General features: G+C 64.1%; 30 protein-coding genes and 1 pseudogene. 26 read left to right on the top strand and 5 right to left on the bottom strand.

Features of this window, described 5'->3' with window-relative positions:
• The first annotated feature begins 13 nt into the window (after positions 1-13).
• The 18 genes from ACFV6V_RS08780 (at position 14) to ACFV6V_RS08865 (ending at position 17,132) form a co-directional block, all read left to right on the top strand.
• Entirely contained in the window at positions 14-1,030 is a 1,017-nt protein-coding gene (locus ACFV6V_RS08780) for a hypothetical protein (protein WP_385561160.1), read from the top strand.
• Complete coding sequence (locus ACFV6V_RS08785; RefSeq protein ID WP_385561162.1) at positions 1,014-1,622, top strand: hypothetical protein; 609 nt, start codon at positions 1,014-1,016, stop codon at positions 1,620-1,622. The genes ACFV6V_RS08780 and ACFV6V_RS08785 overlap by 17 nt, the downstream gene beginning before the upstream one ends.
• Before the next feature lie 4 nt (positions 1,623-1,626).
• Entirely contained in the window at positions 1,627-1,869 is a 243-nt protein-coding gene (locus ACFV6V_RS08790; protein ID WP_385561165.1) for a hypothetical protein, read from the top strand.
• 84 nt (positions 1,870-1,953) lie between these two features.
• On the top strand, positions 1,954-3,702 hold the full coding sequence (locus tag ACFV6V_RS08795; RefSeq protein WP_385561168.1) for a collagen-like protein: 1,749 nt from the start codon (positions 1,954-1,956) through the stop codon (positions 3,700-3,702).
• 78 nt (positions 3,703-3,780) lie between these two features.
• Positions 3,781-4,548, top strand: coding sequence for a peptidoglycan-binding protein (locus tag ACFV6V_RS08800; RefSeq protein ID WP_385561170.1), 768 nt, complete (start codon positions 3,781-3,783; stop codon positions 4,546-4,548).
• Positions 4,549-4,653: 105 nt separating this feature from the next.
• On the top strand, positions 4,654-4,872 hold the full coding sequence (locus ACFV6V_RS08805; protein WP_385561173.1) for a hypothetical protein: 219 nt from the start codon (positions 4,654-4,656) through the stop codon (positions 4,870-4,872).
• A 64-nt stretch (positions 4,873-4,936) separates the two neighbouring features.
• Complete coding sequence (locus tag ACFV6V_RS08810) at positions 4,937-5,500, top strand: hypothetical protein (protein WP_385561176.1); 564 nt, start codon at positions 4,937-4,939, stop codon at positions 5,498-5,500.
• Between the two features lie 169 nt (positions 5,501-5,669).
• On the top strand, positions 5,670-7,349 hold the full coding sequence (locus tag ACFV6V_RS08815; protein WP_385561179.1) for a hypothetical protein: 1,680 nt from the start codon (positions 5,670-5,672) through the stop codon (positions 7,347-7,349).
• A gap of 249 nt (positions 7,350-7,598) precedes the next feature.
• Positions 7,599-8,444, top strand: a complete 846-nt coding sequence (locus ACFV6V_RS08820; RefSeq protein WP_385561182.1) for a hypothetical protein — start codon at positions 7,599-7,601, stop codon at positions 8,442-8,444.
• A 135-nt stretch (positions 8,445-8,579) separates the two neighbouring features.
• Complete coding sequence (locus tag ACFV6V_RS08825) at positions 8,580-9,293, top strand: hypothetical protein (RefSeq protein WP_385561184.1); 714 nt, start codon at positions 8,580-8,582, stop codon at positions 9,291-9,293.
• Between the two features lie 188 nt (positions 9,294-9,481).
• Complete coding sequence (locus tag ACFV6V_RS08830; RefSeq protein WP_385561187.1) at positions 9,482-9,745, top strand: hypothetical protein; 264 nt, start codon at positions 9,482-9,484, stop codon at positions 9,743-9,745.
• Between the two features lie 99 nt (positions 9,746-9,844).
• Positions 9,845-10,357, top strand: a complete 513-nt coding sequence (locus tag ACFV6V_RS08835) for a hypothetical protein (protein WP_385561189.1) — start codon at positions 9,845-9,847, stop codon at positions 10,355-10,357.
• Positions 10,358-10,777: 420 nt separating this feature from the next.
• Complete coding sequence (locus ACFV6V_RS08840) at positions 10,778-12,925, top strand: phage/plasmid primase, P4 family (protein ID WP_385561191.1); 2,148 nt, start codon at positions 10,778-10,780, stop codon at positions 12,923-12,925.
• Positions 12,926-12,990: 65 nt separating this feature from the next.
• Complete coding sequence (locus ACFV6V_RS08845) at positions 12,991-14,847, top strand: DNA polymerase (RefSeq protein ID WP_385561194.1); 1,857 nt, start codon at positions 12,991-12,993, stop codon at positions 14,845-14,847.
• Between the two features lie 396 nt (positions 14,848-15,243).
• Complete coding sequence (locus ACFV6V_RS08850; protein WP_385561197.1) at positions 15,244-16,047, top strand: sigma factor; 804 nt, start codon at positions 15,244-15,246, stop codon at positions 16,045-16,047.
• Positions 16,044-16,208 (top strand): hypothetical protein, encoded by a 165-nt coding sequence (locus ACFV6V_RS08855; RefSeq protein ID WP_385561199.1) that lies wholly within the window; start codon positions 16,044-16,046, stop codon positions 16,206-16,208. The genes ACFV6V_RS08850 and ACFV6V_RS08855 overlap by 4 nt, the downstream gene beginning before the upstream one ends.
• 16 nt (positions 16,209-16,224) lie before the next feature.
• Entirely contained in the window at positions 16,225-16,479 is a 255-nt protein-coding gene (locus ACFV6V_RS08860; protein WP_385561202.1) for a hypothetical protein, read from the top strand.
• A 470-nt stretch (positions 16,480-16,949) separates the two neighbouring features.
• Positions 16,950-17,132 carry a hypothetical protein gene (locus ACFV6V_RS08865; RefSeq protein WP_385561205.1) on the top strand — a complete coding sequence of 61 codons (183 nt, stop codon included), beginning with the start codon at positions 16,950-16,952 and terminating at the stop codon, positions 17,130-17,132.
• Positions 17,133-17,539: 407 nt separating this feature from the next.
• Here ACFV6V_RS08865 and ACFV6V_RS08870 read toward each other — a convergent pair whose 3' ends face one another.
• Together ACFV6V_RS08870 and ACFV6V_RS08875 are read right to left on the bottom strand one after the other, a co-directional pair.
• Positions 17,540-17,752, bottom strand: coding sequence for a DUF397 domain-containing protein (locus tag ACFV6V_RS08870; RefSeq protein ID WP_385561208.1), 213 nt, complete (start codon positions 17,750-17,752; stop codon positions 17,540-17,542).
• On the bottom strand, positions 17,742-18,596 hold the full coding sequence (locus tag ACFV6V_RS08875) for a helix-turn-helix domain-containing protein (RefSeq protein ID WP_385561211.1): 855 nt from the start codon (positions 18,594-18,596) through the stop codon (positions 17,742-17,744). The genes ACFV6V_RS08870 and ACFV6V_RS08875 overlap by 11 nt, the downstream gene beginning before the upstream one ends.
• 134 nt (positions 18,597-18,730) lie before the next feature.
• Between ACFV6V_RS08875 and ACFV6V_RS08880 the strand changes: the two genes are divergently transcribed.
• The 7 genes from ACFV6V_RS08880 to ACFV6V_RS08910 all read left to right on the top strand — a co-directional run bounded on the left by ACFV6V_RS08880 (position 18,731) and on the right by ACFV6V_RS08910 (position 22,959).
• A complete protein-coding gene (locus ACFV6V_RS08880; RefSeq protein ID WP_385561213.1) occupies positions 18,731-18,973 on the top strand; it encodes a hypothetical protein in 243 nt (80 codons plus the stop codon).
• Entirely contained in the window at positions 18,970-19,113 is a 144-nt protein-coding gene (locus tag ACFV6V_RS08885; RefSeq protein WP_385561216.1) for a hypothetical protein, read from the top strand. Before ACFV6V_RS08880 ends, ACFV6V_RS08885 begins: the two co-directional genes overlap by 4 nt.
• A 280-nt stretch (positions 19,114-19,393) precedes the next feature.
• Positions 19,394-19,837: a hypothetical protein gene (locus tag ACFV6V_RS08890; RefSeq protein ID WP_385561220.1), complete on the top strand. Its 444-nt coding sequence runs from the start codon at positions 19,394-19,396 to the stop codon at positions 19,835-19,837.
• A 199-nt stretch (positions 19,838-20,036) separates the two neighbouring features.
• Positions 20,037-20,180: a hypothetical protein gene (locus ACFV6V_RS08895; RefSeq protein WP_385561223.1), complete on the top strand. Its 144-nt coding sequence runs from the start codon at positions 20,037-20,039 to the stop codon at positions 20,178-20,180.
• Positions 20,181-20,190: 10 nt separating this feature from the next.
• Positions 20,191-21,366, top strand: coding sequence for a methyltransferase domain-containing protein (locus tag ACFV6V_RS08900; protein WP_385561225.1), 1,176 nt, complete (start codon positions 20,191-20,193; stop codon positions 21,364-21,366).
• 151 nt (positions 21,367-21,517) lie between these two features.
• Positions 21,518-21,973 (top strand): NUDIX domain-containing protein, encoded by a 456-nt coding sequence (locus ACFV6V_RS08905; protein WP_385561228.1) that lies wholly within the window; start codon positions 21,518-21,520, stop codon positions 21,971-21,973.
• Positions 21,974-22,032: 59 nt separating this feature from the next.
• Entirely contained in the window at positions 22,033-22,959 is a 927-nt protein-coding gene (locus ACFV6V_RS08910; protein WP_385561231.1) for a hypothetical protein, read from the top strand.
• 151 nt (positions 22,960-23,110) lie between these two features.
• Here ACFV6V_RS08910 and ACFV6V_RS08915 read toward each other — a convergent pair.
• Positions 23,111-23,356 (bottom strand): annotated as a pseudogene (locus ACFV6V_RS08915) (low temperature requirement protein A); the annotation flags it as partial.
• A gap of 135 nt (positions 23,357-23,491) precedes the next feature.
• Here ACFV6V_RS08915 and ACFV6V_RS08920 point away from each other — a divergent pair.
• On the top strand, positions 23,492-23,704 hold the full coding sequence (locus tag ACFV6V_RS08920; protein ID WP_385561234.1) for a hypothetical protein: 213 nt from the start codon (positions 23,492-23,494) through the stop codon (positions 23,702-23,704).
• Positions 23,705-23,708: 4 nt separating this feature from the next.
• On the opposite strand, the gene ACFV6V_RS08925 is transcribed toward ACFV6V_RS08920, so the two are convergent.
• Both ACFV6V_RS08925 and ACFV6V_RS08930 read right to left on the bottom strand, forming a co-directional pair.
• Positions 23,709-24,392 carry an RcpC/CpaB family pilus assembly protein gene (locus ACFV6V_RS08925; protein WP_385561236.1) on the bottom strand — a complete coding sequence of 228 codons (684 nt, stop codon included), beginning with the start codon at positions 24,390-24,392 and terminating at the stop codon, positions 23,709-23,711.
• A 155-nt stretch (positions 24,393-24,547) separates the two neighbouring features.
• Positions 24,548-25,426, bottom strand: coding sequence for an S-methyl-5'-thioadenosine phosphorylase (locus ACFV6V_RS08930; RefSeq protein WP_385561239.1), 879 nt, complete (start codon positions 25,424-25,426; stop codon positions 24,548-24,550).
• Between the last annotated feature and the right edge of the window lie 95 nt (positions 25,427-25,521).

The raw sequence follows: 25,521 nt of genomic DNA on the forward strand, positions 1-25,521 counted from the left end.
GTCCGGGAACGTCGTGGCCCGGCTGCCGGTCACGGGAATCGAATACGTCGACACACTCAACGGGGCAGGCACGGCAAGCGTGGGCATGCCGCTGCATGCGCCGGAAGCCGACCCGTCCACTCTCCTCCCCGGTGCCAGCGGGCTTGCCATCCTGCGGGACGACACCCCCGTATGGGGTGGGATTCTGTGGGGCGCGACGGCTGACCTGAGCGCGGGAACGCTGGCGCTGTCCGCATCCGGCTATCACTCGTACTACGCCCACCGGTACCTAGACAGCACCAAGGGCTACAGCCGAAAGAACGCAGACCAGTCGACCCTACTCAAGGACTGGATTTCCTACGCCAACGCCAACGGGGGAATCGGAACCGACACATCGGCGATTGCGACACGAGGACGCACCGCCACGCGTGAATGGTCGTTCTCCGAATTCAAGAAGATCTCGGAAGCCATCGAGGAACTTGCCGACGATCTCGACGGATTCAACTTCCGGTACGAACCCTATTGGGTGACCACCGGTACCCGCATCGGGAACCGCTTCAGGGTCGTGAAACGGGGAGCGGAAGCCTACCCCCAGCTCGAACACCGCGTGAGCTGCAACGTGACCGGCGTGACCTACGACGGCACCCAGCTCGCCACGCAGGCTTACGCATTCGGTGCGGACCTAGGCACATGGATGAAGCCCTTTGCCACGTCCAGCAATCCGGCGCTGACAACGCCACGCATGGTCACGGTGGCGACCTATTCAGACCTGAAAGCCTCCGGCCAACTCATCCCCAAGGCCGCCGCGCTTGCAACGGTGGGCAGTCAGCCGATCGCCGTGCCAACCCTCACGCTCTATCCACAGCAGTTCAGCCCCGTGCAATTTCAGCCCGGTGCCGTCGGTACCGCTATCGCTGATTCCGGATACGTCGCGCTCATGGAGCAGTACGTCATTACGGAACGGCGGGTCGGTGTGGACGTCAATGGAACCGAAACCGTATCGCTCGCTCTCGCAAGCAAGGAGGTATTCGACAATGGCAATTCAGGCTAACGCCCTACCGCCTTCGCTGGTGGCCGAGATCAACGAACTCAAGCGCCGGATCAACGCACTTGAACGCAAGCCGAGACCAGGAAGCGTGAACGAGCGGCTGCCCGTCGGCATGATCCAGAGTCCGTCACTTGAGGGCACACAGGGTGCCGAGTTCACTCACGGCCTAGGAATCATCAACACCACTGGACTGAATCAGCCGGTCATCATCGCTGCGCTTCCCTTCCACATTCCGTGGGACAGGGGCGCGGCAATGGACGTGTCCGTGACCGTATGGCTTGAGGACGGAGTCACGGGAGGCAAGACCAAGGAAGTCACGCTGAACAAGGCTTTGGACCAGGGGGGATGGACGCGAACACTGACGTTCTCCTGGATCCACCCTCAGCCGATCGGCTTTGACGATGACCTGGTGTACAAGCACATCAAGATTGCGTACCGGGTCAACAAGCGCGTCACCGCATCGGACGGCGAGTCTCTGACAGTCGGTGTCGGCCTCCCCTCCATCGTGGTCGGGATCCCGCTGGGCACCTACAAGGAAGAGTCGACAGACGGAAACCCGCGCATCGATGGTGCCCTAACCCCCGTACAGGACTGACGACATGGACCTAACGCGCCTATACGGATCCGTCGAAATCATTGCACCCCTGCTCGCCTTTCTCGTCATGTCACTCCGCAGATTCCGTCTGGGAATGGAGGCGTCATGGAAGGAAGAGGCGGAAGCCTATCGAGCGAAAGTCGAAAGGCAGTCGGAGGAGCTTGCCGCACTGCACGCCGAAGTACGTGCCCTGCGAAGCGAGAACGCCGAACTCCGTGCGCAGATAGCGGAATTGCTGCGGCGCTAGTCCGCACGGCCACACACCCAACCAGGCCACCGAGTCACGTGACTCGGTGGCCTTGCTCGTATCTAGGGGGATCCATTGGCGGCATTGCCCAACAGCATTCCAACCGTCGTTGTGCACGGTACTTACCTGGGTCCGGACGGGCGGGCGCTGTCCGGAACGGTGACGTTCAACGCGCCCTCGCTGCTGACGTTCCCGGACAGTGACATATTCGTCGCCGGTCCCGTGGTGGCTGCACTGGATGAGACCGGCCGATTCTCGGTGCGTCTACCGGCGACAGATGCGCCCAACATGCAGCCGTCTGGCTGGTCGTACACCATCAAGGAGAACCTTTCCGGGGTCATCGGTGGGCGCACCTATAGCGCGCTGCTGCCGAAGGCGACGGCAGACGTCGACCTAGCGGACATTGCGCCAGCCGATCCGGCCACTCCCAATTTTGTGCCGGTTGCCGGATCGCAGATATTCACGGGCTCCGCTCCGCCCACGTCGGCGCTGGGCCGTGACGGGGACTTCTATACGCAGTACGACACCCGAACTCTGTTGGGGGTCACGTCCACCACGGTCACGATGTGGACCCGCGCGGCGGGTTCATGGGTCAGAGTGGGTGACGCGGTACGCGGATCCGCCTGGTATGTGAGCACGGGTTCTACGCCGAGTGCTGACACAAAGCCCGGTGACTTCCTTCTCAGGGCGGACACGGGCGATGTATGGCAGCGCGGCGCGTCCAGTTGGGGAAATCCTGTTGCGAACCTCAAGGGCCCCAAAGGCGACAAGGGTGATACCGGCGCTCAGGGGCCGAAGGGTGACACGGGAGCGGCCAGCACCGTTCCCGGCCCGAAGGGCGACAAGGGCGACCCTGGGGCGACAGGCACGACCGGTGCCACGGGCAGCCAAGGCCCGAAGGGCGACAAGGGTGACCCCGGTACAGGATCCGTCAACAGCGTGAACGGCGACCTAGGCCCGGCAATCGTTCTAGACGCTGCCGACGTTGGCGCAATCCCCGCAGCAGCCAAGGGCGTTGCCGGTGGCGTGGCCACCCTCGACGCCTCGGGACTGGTCCCGTCGTCACAGCTCTCCATCCCGTCCGGCGTGGTGACCACGGTCAACGGCAAGAGCGGACCGACCGTAACCCTTGCGGCTGCCGACGTCTCAGCGCTGGCAGCCTCAACACGCGGAGCGGTCAACGGTGTTGCGTCGCTGGACGCCTCGGGAGACGTGCCCATTGCACAGATTCCCAACGTCGCCCGGAACACGTGGACGCCTCAAGCGCTGGGGTTTGCCGCATGGTCGGTCGACCCTGCCGGGGTTGCCAACCCCGCGACCAAAGCAGCCGTGATCAAGCGCCTGTACATGTCCGGAATCAACATCACAGAGGCGACGCAGGTCAATACCGTCGTCATGTTCGCCCGAGGGTGGGCAGGCTCAACGGCCGTACCGGCAGCGCGCTTTCTGTCAGGCATCTACAGCGAAGCGGGGACCCGCGTAGCCGCCTCTACAACCCTTTCCAGCGTTCCCGCCCCTGGTGCCGACAGTGCCCCCGGAGCGAAGAACAACCACATTGGCGCGGTGCCGCTGAAATTGTCGGCAACCGTCACGCTCCAACCTGGAAGGTACTGGGCGGCATTCCTGATGACCGCAGGGTCATCGACGGATTTCTATTACATGCACGTACAGAACGAATCGCCTTCGGCCCCCGCGAACTTCCATTTGGGAAGCGTCTTTCATCGCGCATGGGCAGCGGAAGGTGACAACTACACGGCATTGCCGACCACGGTCAATCAACTGGCAGGGGAAGTCGGCATCGATCCGGCAGTCATGGCGCTCGCCATGACCTAGCACCGAGTCACGTGACTCGGTGGTCAGTGCCCCGTTCGGAACCCTCCGGGCGGGGCCTCTTTATGAGGGGGAAACAGAATGGCCCGATTCAACGGCGCTACCTGGCGACCGATTCCGCGCAACTTCACGGACGGCGGACAGGATGCCGTTTACGGCGTCGTCATTCACATCATGGACGGCAGCCTTGGCGGCACCGACTCTTGGTTCCGCAACCCGGAGGCTGAGGCGTCCAGTCACTTCGGTACCGGCCGAAGCGGTCAGCTCTACCAGTGGGTTGACACCGCAGACCGGGCGTGGGCTCAGGCTGGCGGAAACCGTACGTGGCTGTCCATCGAGAACGAGGGGCGCGGGGGTGACTCGCTGACGTCCGCTCAGATCGACCGATGTGCCGAAGTGCTGGCGTGGGCTCACAAGACCTACGGTGTGCCGCTTCAGCTCACCACGAGCACCACGGGCCGTGGCCTTGGCTATCACGGCATGGGCGGCGCTGCATGGGGCGGTCACACGTCGTGCCCCGGCAGCAAGGTCATTGCCCAGCTTCCCGAGATCGTGAAGCGCGCCAAGGCTCTTGCTGGCGAGAAGCCCGCACCGATCGGTTATCAGCCGTTCCCCGGAACGGACTGGTTCAAGAAGAGCCCCAACAGCCCCATCGTCACGGCCATGGGCAAGCGCCTGGTGGCCGTCGGCTGCTCCGCATACAAGTCCGGCCCTGGTCCCCAGTGGACCGACGTTGACCGGTCTTCCTACGCGAAGTGGCAGCGCAAGAACGGATTCACCGGGGCCGACGCTGACGGCTGGCCCGGCAAGACCACGTGGGATGCCCTCAAGGTGCCCCGCGTCTCGTAACACTCCGTGCATTCCGCGGGCGTCGCTATGTCCGATGTTGGCCGGATAAGCCGCAGCCGGCGGCGCCCAAAAATCTCTACACACAGTCACGAAAGAGGAGTCTGAATGACCTTCGTCAAGACCCATGCAACCCGCTTCTACGCCGCCCTGGTGGCCGTTCTCGCCCTGGTCGCGCACTACGTGCCGTCGCTGCCGTCCGCGCTCATCCTGGGCGTTGCTGCGGCCGTTCTCGGTACCGGTGAAGCCGTTCAGCGCATCGAGGACGGCAAGACCCTGGACGCACTGGAGACTGCCGGAATCGTCGCCCGGCACCGCAAGCCGTAAAGCGGGCAACCGATGCGCTCCCGGGATTAGGGAAGTCACCACCTAATCGCGGGAGTTCATCCGAATGGGACATTCACACATCGCGCTTGTCGGCCGTGCTCGATCCGGAAAGGACACGATCGCGGCACGGCTGATAAGCCGATACGCGTACACCAGAATCGCATTCGCCGACCCTCTCAAGGAACTTGCTCTGAGCGTCGACCCGATCGTTGCCTATGAGCCGTCCGGATACGGGCCACTGCCAACCCGGCTGAGCGCCGTAGTGCAGCGATATGGATGGGAAAAGGCGAAGGACCGATTCCCGGAAGTCCGGCGCACGCTACAGCGGACCGGGCAGGCGGTACGTGATCAGGAGTCGGGCCACTGGCTCAGTCTCGCGCTGGACAAGGTGGCCGTAGCGGACGCATGGAACCTGCCGGTGGTCGTCACCGACTGCCGATATCCGAACGAGGCTGAAGCGCTCAAGGCGCGCGGTTTCCGGCTGGTTCGAGTCCTACGCCCCGACGTTGGCAGCGCCGCGCCGGATCACGTGAGCGAGACGGCGCTAGACAACCATCCGGTCGACGTGACCATTGCCAATGTAGGAACAGTCGCTGACCTCAACAACCTTGCTGACACTCTGATTTGAGTGCACGTCACTCGAAAATAGTTGCCCCTCATCTGCGCCTGTGCAGGTGAGGGGCTTTCGTGCGTTTGGGCCACCGAGTCACGTGACTCGGTGCCTTGTGCGCGCACGCGCGCGTGTGCCATTGTTGGCCCCGCAAGACACCGGGGCGGGATCGAGGGGGGATCGGACAGTGAGCGGCTACACCATCAAGTACAACCGCACCACGAACCACATTGACGGGCTCACTGTCCGCAGCACTGGCGGCGGCAAGGACATGGGCGACCACGTTTCCTACTACGCCGAGAACGCATGCGGGTCACTGACCCGGTACCGATTCGCCCAGGGTGCGACCTACGCCACGCTGGCCGAGGCGCTTGAAGCCGCCCGCAAGAGTGGGCGCAAGCTCTGCAAGACCTGCGAGAAGGCTGCTGAGGCGCAGATTGCCGCCGAGGCTGAGACGAAGGAAGAGGGGGCCAAGGTGGCTGCACGACGACTCAAGCTGAGTGAAGTTCGGGGCGACATCAGGGTTGGTGCGACGGCCGCAGGAAGTTCGACCATCCACGCTCTCAAGGAAGTGGACGAGCGCGGGCGCAACATTCCCTACTGCCCGACCCGGACCAAGGATCCCATCCGTTCCTGGGGACCGGCGCACGAGCAGAAGGCAGACCTTCAACTCTGCGTTAAGTGCAGCCCGTTGGTTCCCACCGGACCCGTTGAGGTCACGGAAGCAAAAGTTGAAATCCCGGGACTCGGGCGGTCGGTTCCCGCTACTGTGATCACGCCGGTTAACGCCGACACCACCGAAGAGAAGACGGAGACAAAAACCATGGCAGCGAAGCCGATGACCAAGGCCGCTCAGGAAAAGGCCGCCGAGGAAATCCGGGCCGACATTGAACGCCTGCCGTCTCTCATCGCTGAGGGCAAGGACGATTCCGCACAGGAACTGTCGGAAGCCATTAGCGCCGCAATCCCGAAGATCACCGGCACCGGCGCGGCTGCCATCAAGGCCAAGCTTCGCGCTGAGCTGACGAAGGCCGAGAAGGACGCCAAGAAGGCGAAGGCCGACAAGGAGAAGGCCGACAAGGCTGCCAGCAAGGAAGTTGCGGTCAGTAAGGAAACCAGCCTGGAAACCGCGCTTGCCGACAAGGGCATTCAAGGTCTTGTCGCCAAGGGGCAGGAACAGGTCAAGGCACTTGCGATCAGCAAGTTCAAGGGCGGCCACGAAGTCGCTGAAACCATTCTCGACATTCGTACCCGCATTCTGAACAAGAACGGTCACCCCGACCTGAACGCCGACAGTGATGCGGCGAAGAAGAGCGCAAACCAGGTCTTTGACGGACTCCTTGAGGGACTTCCCGAAGAGGGCGAGGACGAAGCGGCGGACGCCATTCGCGCCGAAGTCGACAGCATCAAGAAGAGTTACAAGAACTCCATCCGGGACGCTCGGGTCCGCTACCTCAAGTCGCTCGACAACTCGCCGGAAGAGGCCAAGAAGTACGCCTACGCTCTTGAGGCACACCCGGACAAGAAGCCGTCCGAGGCAGTGGCGGAGTTCCACAGCTACGAACTCCGCACCCGTGCCGAGATTGCGAAGGCGGACCGAGAGCGCAAGGCGCTTGAGCGGAAGAAGGTTGAGGATGCCGTCAAGGCTGGCGAACTCTCCGAAGAAGAGGCAGCCGAAGCGCTGAACGTGGACGGCACGGAGAAGACCCCCAAGGAACTGCGCGCCGCGTACGTCAAGCGCGTGGCGAACTCCTGGAAGAAGCAGGTGAAGGAGATCCGGGGTATCGAGGACGCCGACGAGCAGGAAGAGGCGTTGGACGAACTGACCGCGCTGCTGTCCGCACTGCGCAAGGAACTCAAGGCGTAATACCCAGCGAGCGCAAAAGCCCCCGGACTCTTCATCAGCAAGGGCCGGGGGCTTTCCCGTTCAGGCCACCGAGTCACGTGACTCGGTGCCTAGGAGCGGCTGAGCGTCCACCTGAGCGCCTTCTAGCCCCGCCCGGCCCCCCAAGCCCGGTGGGGCTCTCTTGTGCCCGCAGATGGCCGCACGGGGCCTCTCGGGGGTTCGGCAACCCTCGCGCTCTCCCGTAGGTGACAGAACACCTACCCAAGGGGGATGCGCGTGGGACGCGTACGCACAATTCAGCGCGGCGGGAGCCGCTTCTACATTCATCCGGAGCGCCCGGAAATCAAGGTGCCCGGCGTCACGTCCGTTGTGGGAATGCTGCCCAAGCCATTTCTGATGTTCTGGGCCGCGAAGATGACGGCCGAACTCGCCGTTGACTCACTACCGTTCGTGGCGCAGATGGCCGAACGCGACCGGCAAGGCGCTGTCGACTACCTCAAGGGCGCTGCTCGCAGATACACCAAGCTGCGGGCCGACGTGGGCAGTGACGCACACGACCTCTTCGAACGGCTGATCCGGGGTGAGTACGTCGGCAGCGTCCATCCGGACCTTGAGCCGTACCGCAGGAACTTCGTGGCCTTCCTTGAGGCTGTGAACCCCCGCCTTGAGCGGGCTGAAGACGTCGCTTGGAGCGATGAGCACGGCTATGCCGGATCGTTCGATGCCGTTCTTACGGTGTGGCTGGACGACAAGGGGAACCCAACGCCGGACCGGTCGGGGACTCCGCATCTGCTCATGGCCGACTGGAAGACCAGTAAGAGCACGTACCCGGATGTGGCGCTTCAGATGAGCGCCTACGTGAACGCCGACCGGATCATTTCCCCGGACGGCCAGAGTGAGCCGATGCCCGAGTTTGACGGTGCGGCCGTACTCCACATCACGCCGGAACTCTGGGAGTTCAAGCCCGTACGCATTGACGAAGAGGTCTTCTCGTTCTTCCTCGCGCTGCGACGGGTCTTCACGTGGGACCGGGACGTCTCGAAGACAGTCCTTGGGCGCGCTATCGCCAAGAGTGCTGGTGGTCTCGTGACCGGCACTCAGCGCCGCGCCAAGTAGGCGGGAAACCCCCGCGCTCTAGGTCAACCAGAAGGGGTGGACGAGAGGTAGACCCCACCGAGTCACGTGACTCGGTGACAGGCGGTCCCTCCCGTTCGCCCCTCTTCCATCTCTGCATTCATGAGGAGCGAACGCATGTCGCTACTGACCATTTTCGAAACCGACCCCAACGCCAAGCCTGAGCCCAAGAAGACGTTCAGTGATGACACGGTGGGTCGATTCCATTCCGGCCGCCAGGTGGACGATGTTCCCGAGGTGCTTTCGGAGTGGCGTATTTCCACGGGTGATCCCGTGGTTGCCCAGGCCGTTGCTCAGCTTTTCGGCGGAGAGCCCATTGAGACGGATTCGCGCGGTGAGAACTTCATCGATGTCTTCACCGACCGGGATTCCGTTCCGATCGTTCTCGACGGCCCGAAGTCCATCTATGCGGATCTGAAGCTGTGGAACCGGAGCAAGTTGGTTCATCACTGCGACGGCACGCGTTTTCTGAGCCCGGACGAAAAGAAGGGTAAGCCGTGCAACTGCCCGGAGCTTTTCGCTGAGCGCAAGCAGGCGGCGAAGGACTTCATTGGCCCGTCCCCTTCCATCACGGTGACGTTCAGGCTGGCGGACGATCCGGAACTTGGCCGCTTCAAGTTCCAGAGCGGCAGTTGGGTAATGGCCAGCGTGCTTCACGAGTACGAGAACGCCCTATCCGCCATTGATGGACCGGCGCTCGCTGAACTCACCCTTGAGCTTGTTGAGTTCACCATCAAGAAGGGCAAGAACAAGGGTCTGAACGTCAGTTACTACAAGCCCGTGATCGAGGTTCTCAAGAGCTACAACGACGCCATCGCGGACGAGCAGTAAGCCCGTGGCGACGCTCGATCAGAGCCCCGCCCACGACTGGCCGTCAGCGCTTGCTGAGGCGGCTGACGATACCGTCCGGTCGCCCCTGTGGGAGTTCCCCCCGGAGGCGCGCAGGGCGGTCATACGTGAGAGACGACGACGGTTCGGCGTGAATGACGACGAGGGGAATGACATTGGCTAAGAGAGGCGTGGTCACGGACTACGCGGGGGAAGAGCTGTACCCCGGTGACCTGATCAACTACAGCGCCCGGCAGGGCAATCGGGTCCGGGCATCCGACGCAATCATTGAGCGCGTCACGGCCGTTCTGGTGGATGGCAGGCTTCGGCCCATGCTCAAGGTGCAGCCGACCGGCACAGAGAGCGGCTTTGCGAAGCGCCGGACCATGCGCGCTGAATGGATCAGCGCGGAACACGCACGGCTGATCATGCCCGACGTGAGGCGCGGCAACTAAGCACACAACAAGGGCCGGACAGTTCCCAACTCGGGGGATTGTCCGGTCCTTTGGCATGCGACCACCGAGTCACGTGACTCGGTGAATGGGGGAAACGAAGTGGCCAATCCGAACAAGGTGAAGGGGACACAGTGGGAGTCCGACGTACGTGACCACCTGAACGCCGCACTAGGGCTAGTGGACGAGTACGGCAAGTTCTTGGATCCGTTCAATGCATACAACGTACGGCGACCGGCGCAGGAAGGTGCCGCCGACGTGGGCGACGTGCATGCGGTCCCGTTCGTCCTTGAGTGCAAGAACGTGAAGAGGGCGAGTGTCCCAACCTTCCTGCGACAAGCGGAGATTGAGGCCCGGCATGCGGGCTTTCCTTACGGGGTCGCCGTGGTCAAGGTGCCCCGGATGAGCGTCCGGCGCGGCAAGGTCTATGTGGGCATTCGGACATGGACCCGCGTGCGCCTGGCGCTGAAGCTGGGCGCGCAAGAGTTTGCAGAACGCTACGGGTTCACACCCTCCCTGCGAGGGCTCGACACCTCCCGTTGGTACATGGCCACGGAGCTTGAACCCTTCACGCGACTTCTGGCCGACGTGCGCGCCATGCGTGACGCTCAGTGAAATTTTGCCCCGGCGCCGGCACTGGCCTAGCGGGTGAAAACGGACATGCCAGGCTCCGCGGGGCGCACACAGAGTAGTGCGCTGCACCGGGCAACGCTCACGCTCAAGGAGCGAGTGAACGAAGGAGGGGGCACGGAAATGCAGTTCACTCAGATACTCGCCCGGTTCGCAGACGTAACCGAACAGAACGATGGTGGATACCTCGCGCTTTGCCCGGCACACAATGACTCCCGCCCGTCGCTCCGCATTTGGCGGGGAGACGACGGAAAGGTTCGCATCAACTGCCGGGCAGGGTGCCCAACTGAGAACGTGATCAATGCCGTTCGACTGGTGTGGGGTGACCTCTTTGACGCCACAGGGCCGGGAGCCACCGTGCCCAGTGAACGGCCGTCGCCCGTTGGCCCTGGCCACACTGCCGCATTGGCCGCCTACATTGACCGCACCGTTGATTGGCTCCATGACAGCACTTCTCAAGTGGGGGCCGATGCGCTCGCATATGCGGCGGACCGTTTCGGGGTGGACGAAGATACGGCCCATGAGCTGTATCTAGGCGCTGATGATGGTTTCGGCGTTCCCCATTTCCCTTACCGGTCAAGGGCTTTCACGCGCTTTCCCCGATTGACTGTGCCCCTCTTTGACTTCAACGGGGTCGCTCGCGGCTTGCAGGGGCGTGATCTCAGCGGTGCGTGTCCGGGGCGGTGGGTATCCCTACGCAACCCGACGGGGGAGCGGTGGGCGTCGTACGGCGTTCTAAGGGGGCAGGGCGGCTATGGGGTCACCATCGTCTCTGAGGGGCCGGGAGACGGCCTCACAGTCGTTGCCGTGGGGTATGACGCGGTGATCATCCGGGGTGCCGCACTCGCCGGAAGCCCTGAGCTACTGGCGGAACTGGCCGACGGCCTCAAGGGCACTCAGGTGATCGCTGCGGGGGATCACGACGACGCTGGACGACGCTTCAACCGGGCCTTGGCTGAGGGACTGAAGCCCCATGGCATCGACGTGTACGGCCTTGCCATTCCCCATGCTGGCGACGACCTCACCGATTGGCGGGGACGTGATCCCCACGCTTTCCCGCTCGCGCTTCATCGCGCGGTCAAGTCGGCACGTGCGGTGCTGAGTTCGCCGGAAGACGAAGCGCAAGCCGTCTCGGACGAGCTGACCGACCGGACCGGCACGGACGTTGTGACACGCGACGACGGCAGCGAAGCGGCGCGCATTCTCGCCGGACTCATCAACCGGTACGGCGAGAGCGACACCATGAACGCTCATGCGCTGGTCGCCTGGTCGGACGGCTGCATTCGCTACGCGCCCGGACTCGGCTACTACGTATGGAACGGCCGAACGTGGGAGCGCTCAGAAGTCCGCGTGCGCCAAGAGATTCACCGCATGGGAGCCGCACTCGTTCTCGTCGGCGAGACCCAGAAGGCGCGCGGATTCACCATGACCACACGCATTGACGCCCTCATGACGGAGCTGCGCAGTGTGCCCCTGGTGCACGTCGACGCTTCAGAGTTCGACAACCGGCCGGACTTGCTCTCCTTCAAAAACGGGACGGTAGATCTCCGTACCGGCCAACTTCGCCCGCACGACAAGCGCGACATGCTCACGTATCAGCTCGATCTCAACTATGACCCGGAAGCGCCGTGCGACCGCTGGGAACAGTTCGTTGCCGAGATCTTCCCCGGCGGCCCTGAGCTGCCTGCCTACTTTCAACGGCTCATCGGATACGGGATCACCGGGGACAACTCCGAACAGTGCTTCTGTGTTCTGTGGGGGAAGGGAGCCAACGGAAAGAGCGTGGCGACCGACACCCTTACGGCAGTCTTCCGCTCGATCAGCCGAACCACGCCCTTCGCCACCTTTGAAGAGAAACCGTCCGGAGGTATCCCCAACGACCTTGCGGCACTTAGGGGTTCGCGTCTCGTCATGGCGTCTGAAGGTGAGTCCGGTAAACCCATGTCGGAAAGCGTCCTCAAGCGTGTGACCGGAAAGGACGAGATCGCAGCCCGGTTCTTGCGGCAAGAGTTCTTCACCTTCAAGCCGACGTTCCTGTTGCTGCTCGCCACGAATCACAAGCCGAAATTCAAAGGCCAGGATGAAGGTTTGTGGCGACGGGTCAAACTCCTGCCGTTCACACGCTGGTTCGCCCCCGGGGAGCGGGACTACAGCCTGGATGCAAAGCTCATGAAGGAAGTCGAAGGTATTGCCGCATGGGCGGTGCGCGGTGCAGTCGAGTGGTACCGGGGCGGACTCCAGGACCCCGAGGTGATCGCGAAGGCCAGCGATGAATACCGGCGGACTAGTGATGCGCTCGCCGGATTCTTCCCCGGCGTTCTTGAGCAGTGCGACGACTCCCACGTCATGAACGGCAACGACACCTTCAATCACTACTTGGATTGGTGCGAAGCGGAGAACCTGCCCGAGAAGGAGCGATGGACCCGACGCACCTTCTACGGCGCGCTTGAGGAGCGGGGCGTCACCCGAATCATGAAGCGCGCGGGTGTCGCCCTTGCTGGCATCCGGTTGGCTGAGCCGACCCCCGACGGCCCCGGAATATTCGCCAAGTAGCCCAACCCGTACAGGCCACCGAGTCACGTGACTCGGTGGCCTGTCTGCGTCTAAGGAGGGGAAGAGTGCTGACCTACCGGCACACCGTGGCCGATGACGTGGTGAACGTCCACGTACCGGCCACCCTGGAAGAGCTTGACGCGTTCCTTGAGTGGGCGCGTCTGGCCAACGAGCGGGGACCCGTTGCGCTGGACACCGAAACCAGCGGGCTTGATGTCTTCTCGGACGGCTACCGACTTCGTACGGTCCAGTTCGGGGACGCGCGCGACGCGTGGGTAATCCACTGGGAAAGGGGTGGCCCCTTCCGCCGTGCGGCAGTTGAGGCGCTGACGAAGACTCGGCGGTTTCTCATTCACAACGCCGCCTTTGACTGGCTTGTGCTGGACCGGCACGCGGGCATCCCGCTAGAAGACCTCGCGCCCCGTACACGGGACACGCGCGTGATGGCCGCCCTTGTTGACCCGCGCCAACCCCAAGAGGGGGGTATTGGATCCGGTCTCAAGCCCTTGTCGGCGTACTACGTCGACCGGACGGCCCCGGACACCCAAGGAGATCTTACGGCGGTCTTCCGGGGGCTTGGGCTCACGAAGGCCAACGGCTTTGCCCGCATTCCGCTAGAGCACCCCACGTACAACTTGTACGCCGGGCTGGACGTGATTCTCACGGCTCGGCTCGAACCGCTCCTTGCGGCTGAGCTATTCCGCTTGGGTGTGCGTGAACGGCTGGTTGAGTACGAGCATGAGATAGCCCGAATATGCGCGCACATGCAGCGTAAGGGGCTCATCCTCGATGAGGAGTTCACGCACGAACTTGATGCCACGCTCAGCGAAGACGCGCAAAAGAACGCCGATGTGGCTGCCCGGTACGGCGTTGAGTCGGTCAACTCGACAAAGCAGATTGCGGAAGCTCTCGCCGGTATGGGTGAGTCGCTGACGGAACGAACGGCAAGCGGGGCCGTCAAGGTCGACAAGGCCGTATTGCTCGCGCTTGCCGACATGGACTTGCAGTGGAAGCGGCTAGGCGTCCGCAAACCCAATCCGCTGGCCGAGGCCGTCTTGAGGAGCAAGCGCGCGGGCAAGTGGCGTTCAGCGTATGCGGCGACGTTCCTAGAGACCGTGGACGCGTCCGGCAGGGTGCACCCGTTCGTGAACTCGCTTGCCGCGCGCACGGGCCGTATGAGTGTCACTCGTCCGGCGCTTCAAACGCTGCCGTCATCGGATCAGATGATCCGGCGTTGCCTTCTTGCCGACGAAGGTCACGTCATGGTGAGCACCGACTTTCAGGCCGTAGAAATGCGGGTACTGGCAGCGCTGGCCGACGTACGTCGGATGAAAGAAGGATTCCAGTCCGGTGGCGCTGAGTTCGATATCCACATGTTCACGGCTCAGCTCATCAAGGGGGCGGAAGCCACAGACAAGGACCGGAAGCTATTCAAGGGCGCGGGATTCGGCAAAGTCTACGGCGGAGGCATTGCGACGCTGGCCAGACAGACCGGCGCATCCGAGGACGAGATCAAGCGAGCAGTCACCGCCTATGACCGCGCGTTCCCGGAGATCCGCCGCGCGTCTGCTCGCTGGCAGCGTGAGGCGCGGGCAACCGGCATGGTCACCGTGTCGGCCACCGGAAGGAGGATGCCTCTCGACCGGGACCGTGCGTATGCCGTCGTGAATTACCAGTGTCAAAGCGCAGCAAGGGACTTGCTCGGACAAGCGCTCCTGAATGCTGAGAGTGCCGGTCTTCTCGACGTCATGCGCCTGCCTATCCATGACGAAATTCTCGCGTCGGTCCCGGCAGGCGAAGCGGCCGACTATGCGCGGGAATTCGAAAAGGCTATGACCTTCGACCTGTTCGGGGTGCCCATCGTGGCTACGGCCGACGTAGGCGGACGGTCATGGGGCTCGCTGTATGGGGCTGACTACTAGGCACCGAGTCACGTGACTCGGTGCTCCGTTATCGCTCCGTTACCCGGATCGTCCCATCGGAGGAGATCAGGGGTGCCTCTGTCCTCCCTCCGGAGGGTGTGCCAAAACGCCTCCGCATCGAAAAACAACCTCACAAAAGACAAGCGGTCTTACCCTCCACAAACTCCATTGGAGCTGTCCGCTTTCCCGCATTGAGTAGCCGTCACGCCACGACGACGGCAATGCGCAAGCCCCGTCCGAAGCGTCCCGGACGGGGCTTTGCCATGCCCCCGCATGTCCTGACGCACAGCCCCGAATTGGGGCCATCGGTCTTGCGCTTGCTCTGCCCCGTTCCGGGCAACCCTTGCGCTCCCCAGCGGAGTGCAAGCACGCCACGGAACACGCGGAGCACTCCCCTTGATCAATCTCACCGAAGCTCAGATTGCCGCTGCCAAGGACAACGACCTTGAGGCCATCACGGCAATCGTCAACGCCACCGAAGAACGCGTTACACAACTCGCCTGGCGCTATGCCACGGGCGGTGGGCGCACGGATCACACCCTTGCGGAAGACCTCGCCCAGGTTGGCCGTATAGCCGTATGGGAAGGACTCAAGCGCTTCAACGGCCGCACAGTTGCTGAGTTCTTCTCGTTCATCGACCGGACTCTCAAGGGGGCCATGAGCGACAGCCGCAAGGAGGAGACCCGACAAGGGGTTTCCCGCTCTGTGGCTGCCGCCTTTGAACGGGCGCTCTCGATGGCCGATGGTGACCCGTATCAGGCCGAATGGCTGGCCACTACTCAGGAAGCCATGGGGGACCGGCGACTCAGCGCGGATACCGCCTACGCCGCGCGCCTGAGCTACCAGGGCGTTCACTACCTTGATGCACCCATCGGCGAGACGGACACGGGGGAGAGCATCACCCTTGCTGACCGCCTTGCCGTTGAGGCCGAAGTTCCCGCAGATCTGCTTGAACCAAACGACTACGCGCGAGAGCGCAGCAAGCAGACCGGCATCAAAGTGCGCAGGACCCTTTCCCGATTGGGTGAGCAGCAGCGAACCGTACTCATGGCACTCACCGGCATTGTGCCCGTCGACTACTACGGCACCGAGCGGGATGACGAACTCTCACGCGATTACGGAATACCGCTTCATCAAGTCAGGGTCGTCCGCAGCAAGGCCAAGGACCGGTTCGCGGAAGTCTGGACGGCAGCGGCATGAAGTTCTCAACTGTCGACGGCGGAACCGTAGAAGTGATTCGCGTTGGTCTCGAATTCGATTTCCACATGCGAGATGCCGCAGGGCGGACCGTGGCCACCGTGCGCATGAACTCCGATGACGCCTATTGGCTCATACAGGAACTTGAAACCCTCAATCCCTGAGCGAAAGAAGGCCCGAATGCTGAACGTGACTCAGGAAACGAAAGCCACCCTCACCACTCGAAACGGTGGACGCGTGCTGGCGTGGTACACCGACAAAGAACGTGAGGCGGTCAGTGTCGCCGTGCCGGGCGACCGGGTGAAGCTGTCACCCGTGGAGGCGCGCAACCTTGCCGCATGGCTCATGGAGGCCGCAAAGGCGGTCGAAGAGCCGAACTCTCCCCCGATCCGCCCGACCGTAGCCCGCAGCGAAGACCGAGTGTCGCGCTGGTGACCACCGAGTCACGTGACTCGGTGGCTACTTGATTCCAGTTGAGCCCCCGTCAGAAATGGCGGGGGCATTTTTGCGTTCAAGGGCTCCTCGCGCGCGGACTGCGGACGCACGAAAGGGGCAAAAGGTTGTACGGAAGAACCTGTGAATATGCCCAGAATTCACAGATTTAGACGAGTGCGCCCAGAGGTGACGTATGTCATCCTTGGCGATCACGCGGACGCGGGGTGACGGACCGTCAAGAACTCGGTAAGAGATCGCTACCGAAAATCGGACAAGTGTTCTACAGTTACCTAATGACTACGCACAGTGCTGGTGACGTGCTGGTGTCAGTGTGGGTGCCTACGCTGGGGGACAACCGGCTGAGCTGGCATCCGTGCCCTGATCTGCCATCACCACTGGGGGAGGAACACATCACGACGTGCAACGACGTGACGGCCATCTTGCGTGCGCAAGGCACGCTTGTCGCGCGAGTGCTGAGATGCCAATTCGACGGCTTCCGGCTGCTCCTGCGGACCGTCGGCAGTCGCGCCCTGGTCGGTTCTACCGAGTGGTACGTCAGCCCGGAGACCGGGGCGTACCTGCCCTACCCGGGCGGCGTGTGGTCAGCCTGTGACTACGGCAGCCACCACCACCAGGAGACGACCCACGCTTGATCGCACAACGCACTACCGCCCGGGTCCCGGGCAGCACCACCAAGGGGGAACCACCGATGACCTGTCGCCTAACTCAGCCCGCTCTCAGAGCCGTTACAGCGCTCGTGCTGGGCACTCTCTGGTTACTGCTGCTGACGGTTGTCGTCGCCGGACATGGCACGTCCAAGGGGCCCAGGGAACCGAGTATGCAAACGGGTCGGTCGCCAGCCGTCGGCGTGGTCGGTGTGCTCGAAAGGATCGCTCTCGACTCTGGGAGATAGCTACGGCGCGTGTTGCCCGGACGGGTGTGATGTCCAATTTGAGCGCTCTGGAAATCGCCGGCTCGGCATGAAATTTCACTCAGGGTAGCGAATGGCCCCGCCGCTTCGATGAGGATGAAGTGGCGGGGCCGGAGGTGCAAGCAAGCGTCAGCCGTGTGCCTTGGCGAACGCCACCAGCCCGGCGAAGCCTTCGGCGGACAGGGTCAGGTGAGGGCCGTTCGGGTCCTTGGAGTCACGGACCAGGAAGTCACCCGTTGCGCGGGCGTGCTGCGGTGCCCACTGGACGCACTCTCCTCCCTGCCCGTTGCTGTAGCTGCTGCTAGTCCAGTCCGGGCGGGGCGTCTCATCGTTATTCGGCATCTTCGTACTCTTTCAGGTACTCGCGGAACAGGGACACGCTCTCCCCGCTGTCAAGGGCCTTGGATCGGGCGATGTCCAGGAGCGTCGCCAACTCCAAGACATCGGCCGGGGACTCGACGGACACACCGGATGCGAACGATTCGACATACGCGAAGGTCGCGCCATCCCGGAGGGTGAGCAGGCTCAAGCTACCGCCCAAGAGTGGGTGCACTCCACGGGAGAACGGGAGCACCTGAACCTGCACGTTGCTCTTCGTCTCGGTCATCTTGAGTATGTGCCGGATCTGGTCGGCCATCACGGCTGCCCCGCCCACCGGCCGCCGCAAGGCCGCTTCGTCCATGATCGCCCAGTAGAGCGGCGGCACGGCAGAGTCCAGCACCGCCCGGCGATGGGCGCGCTTGGCGACTTGCAGAGTGATGTTCTCGGCGTCCTTGCCTGGCATCGACTCCGTGTAGAGCGCCGTGGTGTACGCCTCGGTCTGAAGCAAGCCAGGGACGACGCTGCTGTTGAAGGTCTGGATACGTCCCGCACGTTTCTCTGCCTCAAGGACCTTGTGGCCCCACTTCGGAGTTTCTGCCGAGACGGCAAGCGTGAGGGCTAAGAGGTCTGTGAACAGACCATCTGTCTCATAGAAGTCGTCCATGGTCTCTGCCAGCGCAAGGGACGGCAGTTGCTCGCCGCTCTCGACGCGTGCCAGGTAGCTGTGCGGGAACCCCAGCTTCGTTCCCAGCGCCCGCAGTGCCAGGCCCGTCCCTCCGTACTGCTTCCGTGCCTTCTTGGCGCGTTTGGCCAACATCTGTGCAGGTGACCCGGGCTTCTCATCCTCTTCCGGCTCAAGCTCCATCGTCGTGACCCCCTCTCAAGTGCTTGTTCACTAACGGTATTTGGTTACACGCCCTCCGTGTACCTGCATCGTTTTTTTGGCAATGGTGGGAACGCAGAGCCCGCCCGGCACCGACGGCAGCACGCGGAGTGGTCATGGCAGCAAGAGGCAGAACCGAGACGGCGATCAAGCAGATCAAGGAAGGGGAACAGGCGCGCAACGAGCTGGCCGACGCGCTCAAGGCAGCGGGAGTCACGCTCCCGTCCTTGCGGCTTGACCCGTGTGCGTACTGCGACACAACGCCGCTCGTGCTGATCGACCTTGGACGCTGCAACGTCGACACCGCACGTGCCCTCACGGCCGCACTGCGAGCGGGAGTCCCGGAGGGGGAGCGGTGACCGCCAACGCCCCTGAGCGTCCCGCCACGGACGGCCACGACCAGGACGACGGGCCGACGACTGCTGAGACGCTGGCCGACCAGGTGGCGAAGCTGGGGGCGGAAATCGACAGGCACCTAGAGAAACTGAGGCAGCAGTGATGCGAGAGCGCTACGGCTTCCGGCGCTTCTGTGTGGAGGAGGACCACGAACCTGATCGGGAGCCACGGATCTTCCGAATGCAGTGCGCCGTATGCCACGAAGTGGGACCGGTGTACGAGGGCGGAAAGGATGACGACCCGGTAGCGCAGGAAGCCAACGACCTTGAGGCGCAGAAGACGGCAGCCGGATGGGTCAAGACCCATCGGAAGGACAATCGAGAGCACTTCACGTACTGGCTTCTGTCGGGTGCCCCGTACCGCGTTGTTCGGGGGGAGTGGGCGTGAACACCTACGTAGAGGGCTACTGGTGTGAGGTGGTGGCCTACTACCCAGACGGCGGCATGGAATGGTTTTTAGGCGGCTACCGTGCGACGAGCCCAAGGCTTGCCGTGCGATGGCTGAGAGGCCAAGCTCTACGGCTAGCCAACGCTCTAGACCCCATTCCAGGCATGGGGCCATTGCCGCCCGAGGCGCTGCAAGAGGCCAACCCGAAGGCTCCAAACCCGGGGCACATTCTCCGCAAGTGGGCAGGCGATCAGCGCGCCCAGGATTGGCAAATGGCGGAGCTGGTCGACGGACGTTCTTTCGCGGTTATGTCGGGCGGCCCCGACAGGCTGATGGGTCATTCTGATCTCGATCTTTACTACGCGCTTGAGGTGCGCCCCATGGTGCGCAGTTTCGTAACCGACTGGCGATTGCAGGAAGTCACTTACGTGGCAGCCTGATTGCCGATCAGACTCCCGTCCTTGCCGGAGATCGAAGAGGCTCCCCCCGCCATTCGAAGTCTCGGCAAGGACGGGGCAAGCCCCCGGTTCAGCCGCCATAAGCGTGCGGCCGTGGACGGCCGAACCGGGCTCAAGCACCCGTGCCTCACGGCACAGGGTCATGTAGGAAGTACCAGACATAGAGAAGGGGAGTATCCCAATGGGAAACCGTGGCGGAGGAACCGGCGACGGGCAGGGCGGAAGCCAGCAGGACGACAGCAACAGCGGCAACAAGCATGGAGGCGGCGGATCGGACGAGGGCGGCAACACGAACGACGGCCAAGGCCCCGCCGACGGTAAGTGAGCCCGCGCCAATGACCGAACGCACAAAGGAGGCGGGCCCCCAGGGGCTCGCCTCCGCGCTCGTGGAATCCGGAGCGCTCACACGTGATTGGTTGCCCGCATTCAATGCGGTGCCCCGGCACTTGTTCATCCCGGACGTCATCTGGCCCGGTCGGGCTGGAATGAACCGGCAGGACGACCGAGTGATCCGCAGCATCGAACCCGAGAGGTGGTGGCAGGCGGTCTACTGTGACGCGCCCATCACCACGCAATGGGACGACGGTGCGTACACCGGACCCGGCAAGGGCAAAGTCCCCTCAAGCTCAAATTCGATGCCCACCATGGTCTTCTCGATGCTCGATGCGCTAAGCATCGAGGACGGGCAACGGGTGCTTGAGATCGGCACAGGGACCGGCTGGAATGCCGCCCTTCTGTCTCACCGGGTCGGCGCTGAGAACGTCGTCACCGTGGAAGTGGATAAGAACAGCGCGAGCGAAGCGCGAAAGCGCCTGAACTCCGCTGGCTATAACCCGGTCTCAATCATCGGGGACGGGGGCGAGGGTTACCCCGAGGGTGCCCCGTATGACCGCGTGATCGCCACGGCTTCCATCGGGCGTGTTCCCCTCCAATGGATCGCGCAGACGAAACCGGGCGGGATCATCGTTGCCCCGTGGGGACCGACATACGGCGGAGAGGCCGTTGCCCGACTCGCTGTAACCGGTGACGGCAGCGCATCCGGCAAGTTCGTCGGATCCTCGGCATTCATGCGGCTCCGGGCTCAGCGTGTCCAGCGGACCCATGTCCGGGAATACCTCGGTGGTCAGAAGTGGCCAGCGGACGGGCGGCGCAGTATGACCAGCCTTTCCCCGGATTCAGTGGGGGACTGGCACGTCATGTTCGCAATCGGCGTTCAAGTGCCCGAGGCGTTCCCGTGGATGGAGTCATACGACGACGGCTCTTACACGCTGTGGCTCCGGGACACGGCCGTCACGTCGTGGGCTACCGCCGACTTCGTACCAGGGCACGAGGAATTCGACGTCTACCAGTCAGGACCCCGGAATCTCTGGGACGAGGTGGTGAAGGCTTACCGCTGGTGGGACGAGCAAGACCGACCAGGGTTCAAACGGTTCGGCCTTACCGTGGACGGCAACGGACAACAAGTCTGGCTTGACCAGCCAGACAACCCCGTAGGCCCGAGGCGTATGTAAGGGGCCCGAGCGCCCCTACGTTGGCCCCGCCCGCCGCTTCTCCTATGGCGTGCGGGCGGGGCAGGCAAAACCAGGGCGTGACTCGTACCCCACGGCATAGGTTGAGTCAGCACCGCAAGCGCACCGCGCTTGCCCTACCGAAAGGGTGCGCATGAAGCGAATCGTTGCCCGAGTATGGAAACTCATTCGCGGCCCCCTGCAATGGCGCGTTCTGTGGCTCGCACATGCCAAATTCATGATTGGCGTGACCGGCGTGGTACGGAACGAAGCGGGTGAAGTCTTGCTTCTCAAACACCGCATGTGGCCCGCCGACCGGCCATGGGGGCTGCCCACCGGTTACGCAGTCAAGAGCGAGGAATTCCCGAAGACCATCGTTCGGGAAGTTCGAGAAGAAACCGGCCTTGAAGTTGTGCCGGGACGACTGGTTCAGGTAACCAGCGGCTACAAGCTCCGCGTGGAAATCGCCTACGAAGCGCTTCACGTGGGTGGAACTCTCAAGCTCGACGGCTTCGAGATTCTGGAGGCGAAATGGTTCAGCCCGGATGCGCTCCCCGAGGGGATGCAAGAGAGCCACATCCAGCTCATCAAGTCGGGCAGCCTGACTTAACGGAGCTGGCCCCGAACGAGTCGGTGAACGGCGCTAGGGCAATGGCAGGACTCGCGGCCATGCGTGCCGACGCGTCGTCGCTCACTGGAAAACACCCCGCCCATGTGTTCCGACCCCTGTCAGAAGTGCTCACCCGGTGGGCGGCTGACGGAATCGACACCACGCCGTTTCACGCCGGAGTTGAGAACACCAAACGCCGGTACGCCGCTTACGGGCTGGCGAAGATGCTGCCGCTCAACCGTGTGTTGGTCGGCTGCGAATCCTCGCGGGTCGGTGCGTTCGGCGGATTCCACCACCCGGACCAGGGATATCGGCACCTTCAAATGGTGGCCGTCATCACCATGTACGGACCGATGGAACGCCGGAGCCCCGAGCGTCCCGCGCTCGCACTTCTCGACCTGCTTCGGGCGTACGCCCACGACTGTCTTCACTACGGATCGCGTCGGCGGTACGTGGAAGTGGGAGGCGTACCGGTCCGAACTCAGTACGGAATCAACTACCGCCGTACAAGCGGTCAGTCCTACTCGGCTGCCGACCAGCACGGTAGCCAGCACACGCGGAATCTCGGAGTCGTGATGGAAGGAGCGTGCGACAAAGAGGCGCGCGCCATCACCCGACAGACGGCAGAACGGTTCGGCGTGACGGAGCCCTCAGACGTTCTCGGCTCGCTCGCGTTCCGGGACGTGACGGGGACGCTAACCGAAGAGGACGCCGGGCGCGTGGTGGGCGTGCTGGGAAGTGAAGAGCAGACGCGATACGCAACGGCACTCAGCCGCTACGAGAGGGGCGTCAACAGGCGTTACCGGCACTTCCTTGCGGAGTTCGCCCCAGAGGAAGAGAGCGAGTGCCACGCGCGCCTTCTCGCGGCCATCATCAGCGGGGACGTGGCCGAGCTGGGCCGGTGGCTGGACGACAGACACGGCCCCGGTAGCTTCATGGGCCTGTTCCGAACGCCGGGGTACTTCGATCCCGGCCTGACCGCCTGAGCGGTCCCTCAGCGGCCCCGTCCGTGTGCTGCCCCCGTGGCGCATGGGCGGGGCCTCAAAACGTCGTACAGAAGCTCTGTGGGACCTGTAGCGAACTCTGGCAGTGCCCTTACCGAGGCGCGCAGTATGCTCACTTGCTAGGTAGTGCTCCGTTGGTCCACGCCCAGAAAACGCCGAAGAAGACGAACAGATAGCCGAGGATGCCCTCGCTGACATGTCCCTCGGCGAGCGCGTGCACCAGCTGGATCCCGGCCTGTCCGACGGCCACGACGAAGCACAGGTCGAAGAACAGCTCCAGGGGCGTGGCGGCGCGGTGCTCCTCGTCCCGGCTGCGCGCACGCATACGGCGCACGGGCCTGAACCGGTCGTCTGCTGCCGATGTGGGTGTGGACGTCATAGGTCCAGCACAGCAGAAAGGGCTGAGTTCGCACCCTTGCCCGCCGCCCTCCTCACGTGGCGCCGAGGCCGCGGCCGCACCCGCTCGTCATGGCCATGGCGGCAGCTTGGCTCGTGCCCGGCATATGCTGGGCGTATGAGCACCGCCCCCACCTCCGGAGCGCGCGATGCGGATGAGCCCGGGCCCGAGCCCCGCCCCGCAGCGGCGCTGATCTTCGATGATCCGCTGGACCAGCAGTCCTCCGACGACACGGACCGTGGATGGGGCGAGCGGCCTTCGGTGCCGGGCGCCGGCAGTGCCGCGGATCTCGCCCGCTTCCTCGACGAGAAGCCCCCGCACCACCTCTGAGCCCTCAGCACAGCACCACCGCCAGGCGTGATGTCGTACCGGCGCCGGCCAGTGCCGACGCGACTGGGCGGGGGACCGACAGGACCACCAGCGCCCCGCCGTCCGGCTGCGCCCCTTCAGGCCGCGGAACCCGCAGCACCCGTGCGCCGGTCGCGATGACACGGGCGGCAGCGTCAGGAGGGGCACCCGCCCCGAAGCCGGGGGAACCGGCTGCGGCGATCACGTCGACCCGGTCTCCCGGCCGCAGCAGCCGCACGGTCTCCGCGTCCGCGATGCGCACGGGGGCGGAGACGACCTCCACCCGAGGCGGTGGGTGCGCCGGCTTCCGCGCGGCCGCGCCCGCGTGAGGCGGCTGCGCGACAGCAGCGCCGAGACCCTCGGGACCCCAGGCCGCCAGCGTCGCCGCGGTCACCGCGAGCCCGGCGGCCAGTGCACGCCGCCGTCGGCGCAGCGCACGCCCCAGCCGTGCTCGCTGCCACCCGGTCCGCACGCACAGCGGCGCGAAGCGCGGCATTCCCAGCGGCTCCGGGGCCGGTGAGGACGGCGGCAGGGCCGGATGTCCCTGCCCGACCTGACGCTCGACCTGATGCCCGGGCTGACGCGCGTGCTGGTGCCGGCGCGTGTCCGGGCCGCGCGAGAAGTCCCGTTCCCACGGGACTTCGTGCTCCTGGCGAGAAAGCAGCGACATCTTCGGACCGCCCTTCGTGAGGTGCCGCGGAGCCGTTCCGCAGGCACCTCACGATCCCCGCTCCGCCGCCGTCCTGCCCGGGCCTGTGGAGCAGTCGCCGCTTGTGGAAAACTCGCTCACCCCGCGGAGTGAACGCGGGGTGAGCGGGGGGATCGTCAGGGGAGTTCTATGCCGGTGTCCAGCCCGTCCAGAGCCTTCGAGCACAGGCAGGCACGCTCCCCGGTCGTCTGGAGCCCGGCCACCGCGTCGAAGACGATTCCGCGCAGCCGGTCCACGTTCGCGGCGAAGACCTTCATGACTTCGCCGTGCGAGACCCCGTCGCCCGTCTCGGCGCCCGCGTCGAGGTCCGTCACGAGGGCCATCGACGTGTAGCAGAGCTCCAGCTCACGGGCGAGCGCCGCTTCCGGGTGGCCGGTCATGCCGACCACGGACCAGCCCATCGCCGCATGCCAGCGCGACTCGGCGCGCGTACCGAAGCGCGGACCCTCGACCACCACCAGCGTTCCGCCGTCGACAGGCTCCCAGTCTCGCCCGCGGGCCGCCGCGAGGGTCACTTTCCGTCCTTCGGGGCAGTACGGGTCCGCCAGGGACACATGGACCACGTTGGGCGCCGAGCCTCCTGCCAGCGGCTCGCCGTCGTAGTACGTGTCGTGACGTGACTTCGTCCGGTCCACAAGCTGGTCCGGGACGAGCAGTGTGCCCGGCCCGTACTCGGTCCGCAGGCCGCCCACCGCGCAGGGCGCCAGCACCTGCCGGACCCCGACGGAGCGCAGGGCCCACAGGTTGGCCCGGAAGTTGATGCGGTGGGGCGGCAGGTGATGGCCGCGCCCGTGCCGGGGGAGGAAGGCGACGCGCCGTCCGGCGACCTCACCGAGGAACAGCGAGTCACTGGGGCTGCCGTAGGGAGTCGGTACCTCCACCTCGGTGACGTTCTCCAGGAACGAGTAGAACCCAGAACCCCCGATCACGCCGATCTCGGCGTGAAGGGGTGTCTCGCGGGTGGTCTCGCGCTGTGTGTCCTCTGCGTTGGCCATGGCGATCACAGTAGCCGTGCGGTGAAATGCCGAAGGCCCCGCCCGCTGCGAACGAACGTTCGGCAAACGGATGGGGCCTTGGAATGACCGTCGGC

Origin of the sequence: Streptomyces sp. NPDC059828 (assembly GCF_042731955.1) — a bacterium.
Classification (GTDB): domain Bacteria; phylum Actinomycetota; class Actinomycetes; order Streptomycetales; family Streptomycetaceae; genus Streptomyces.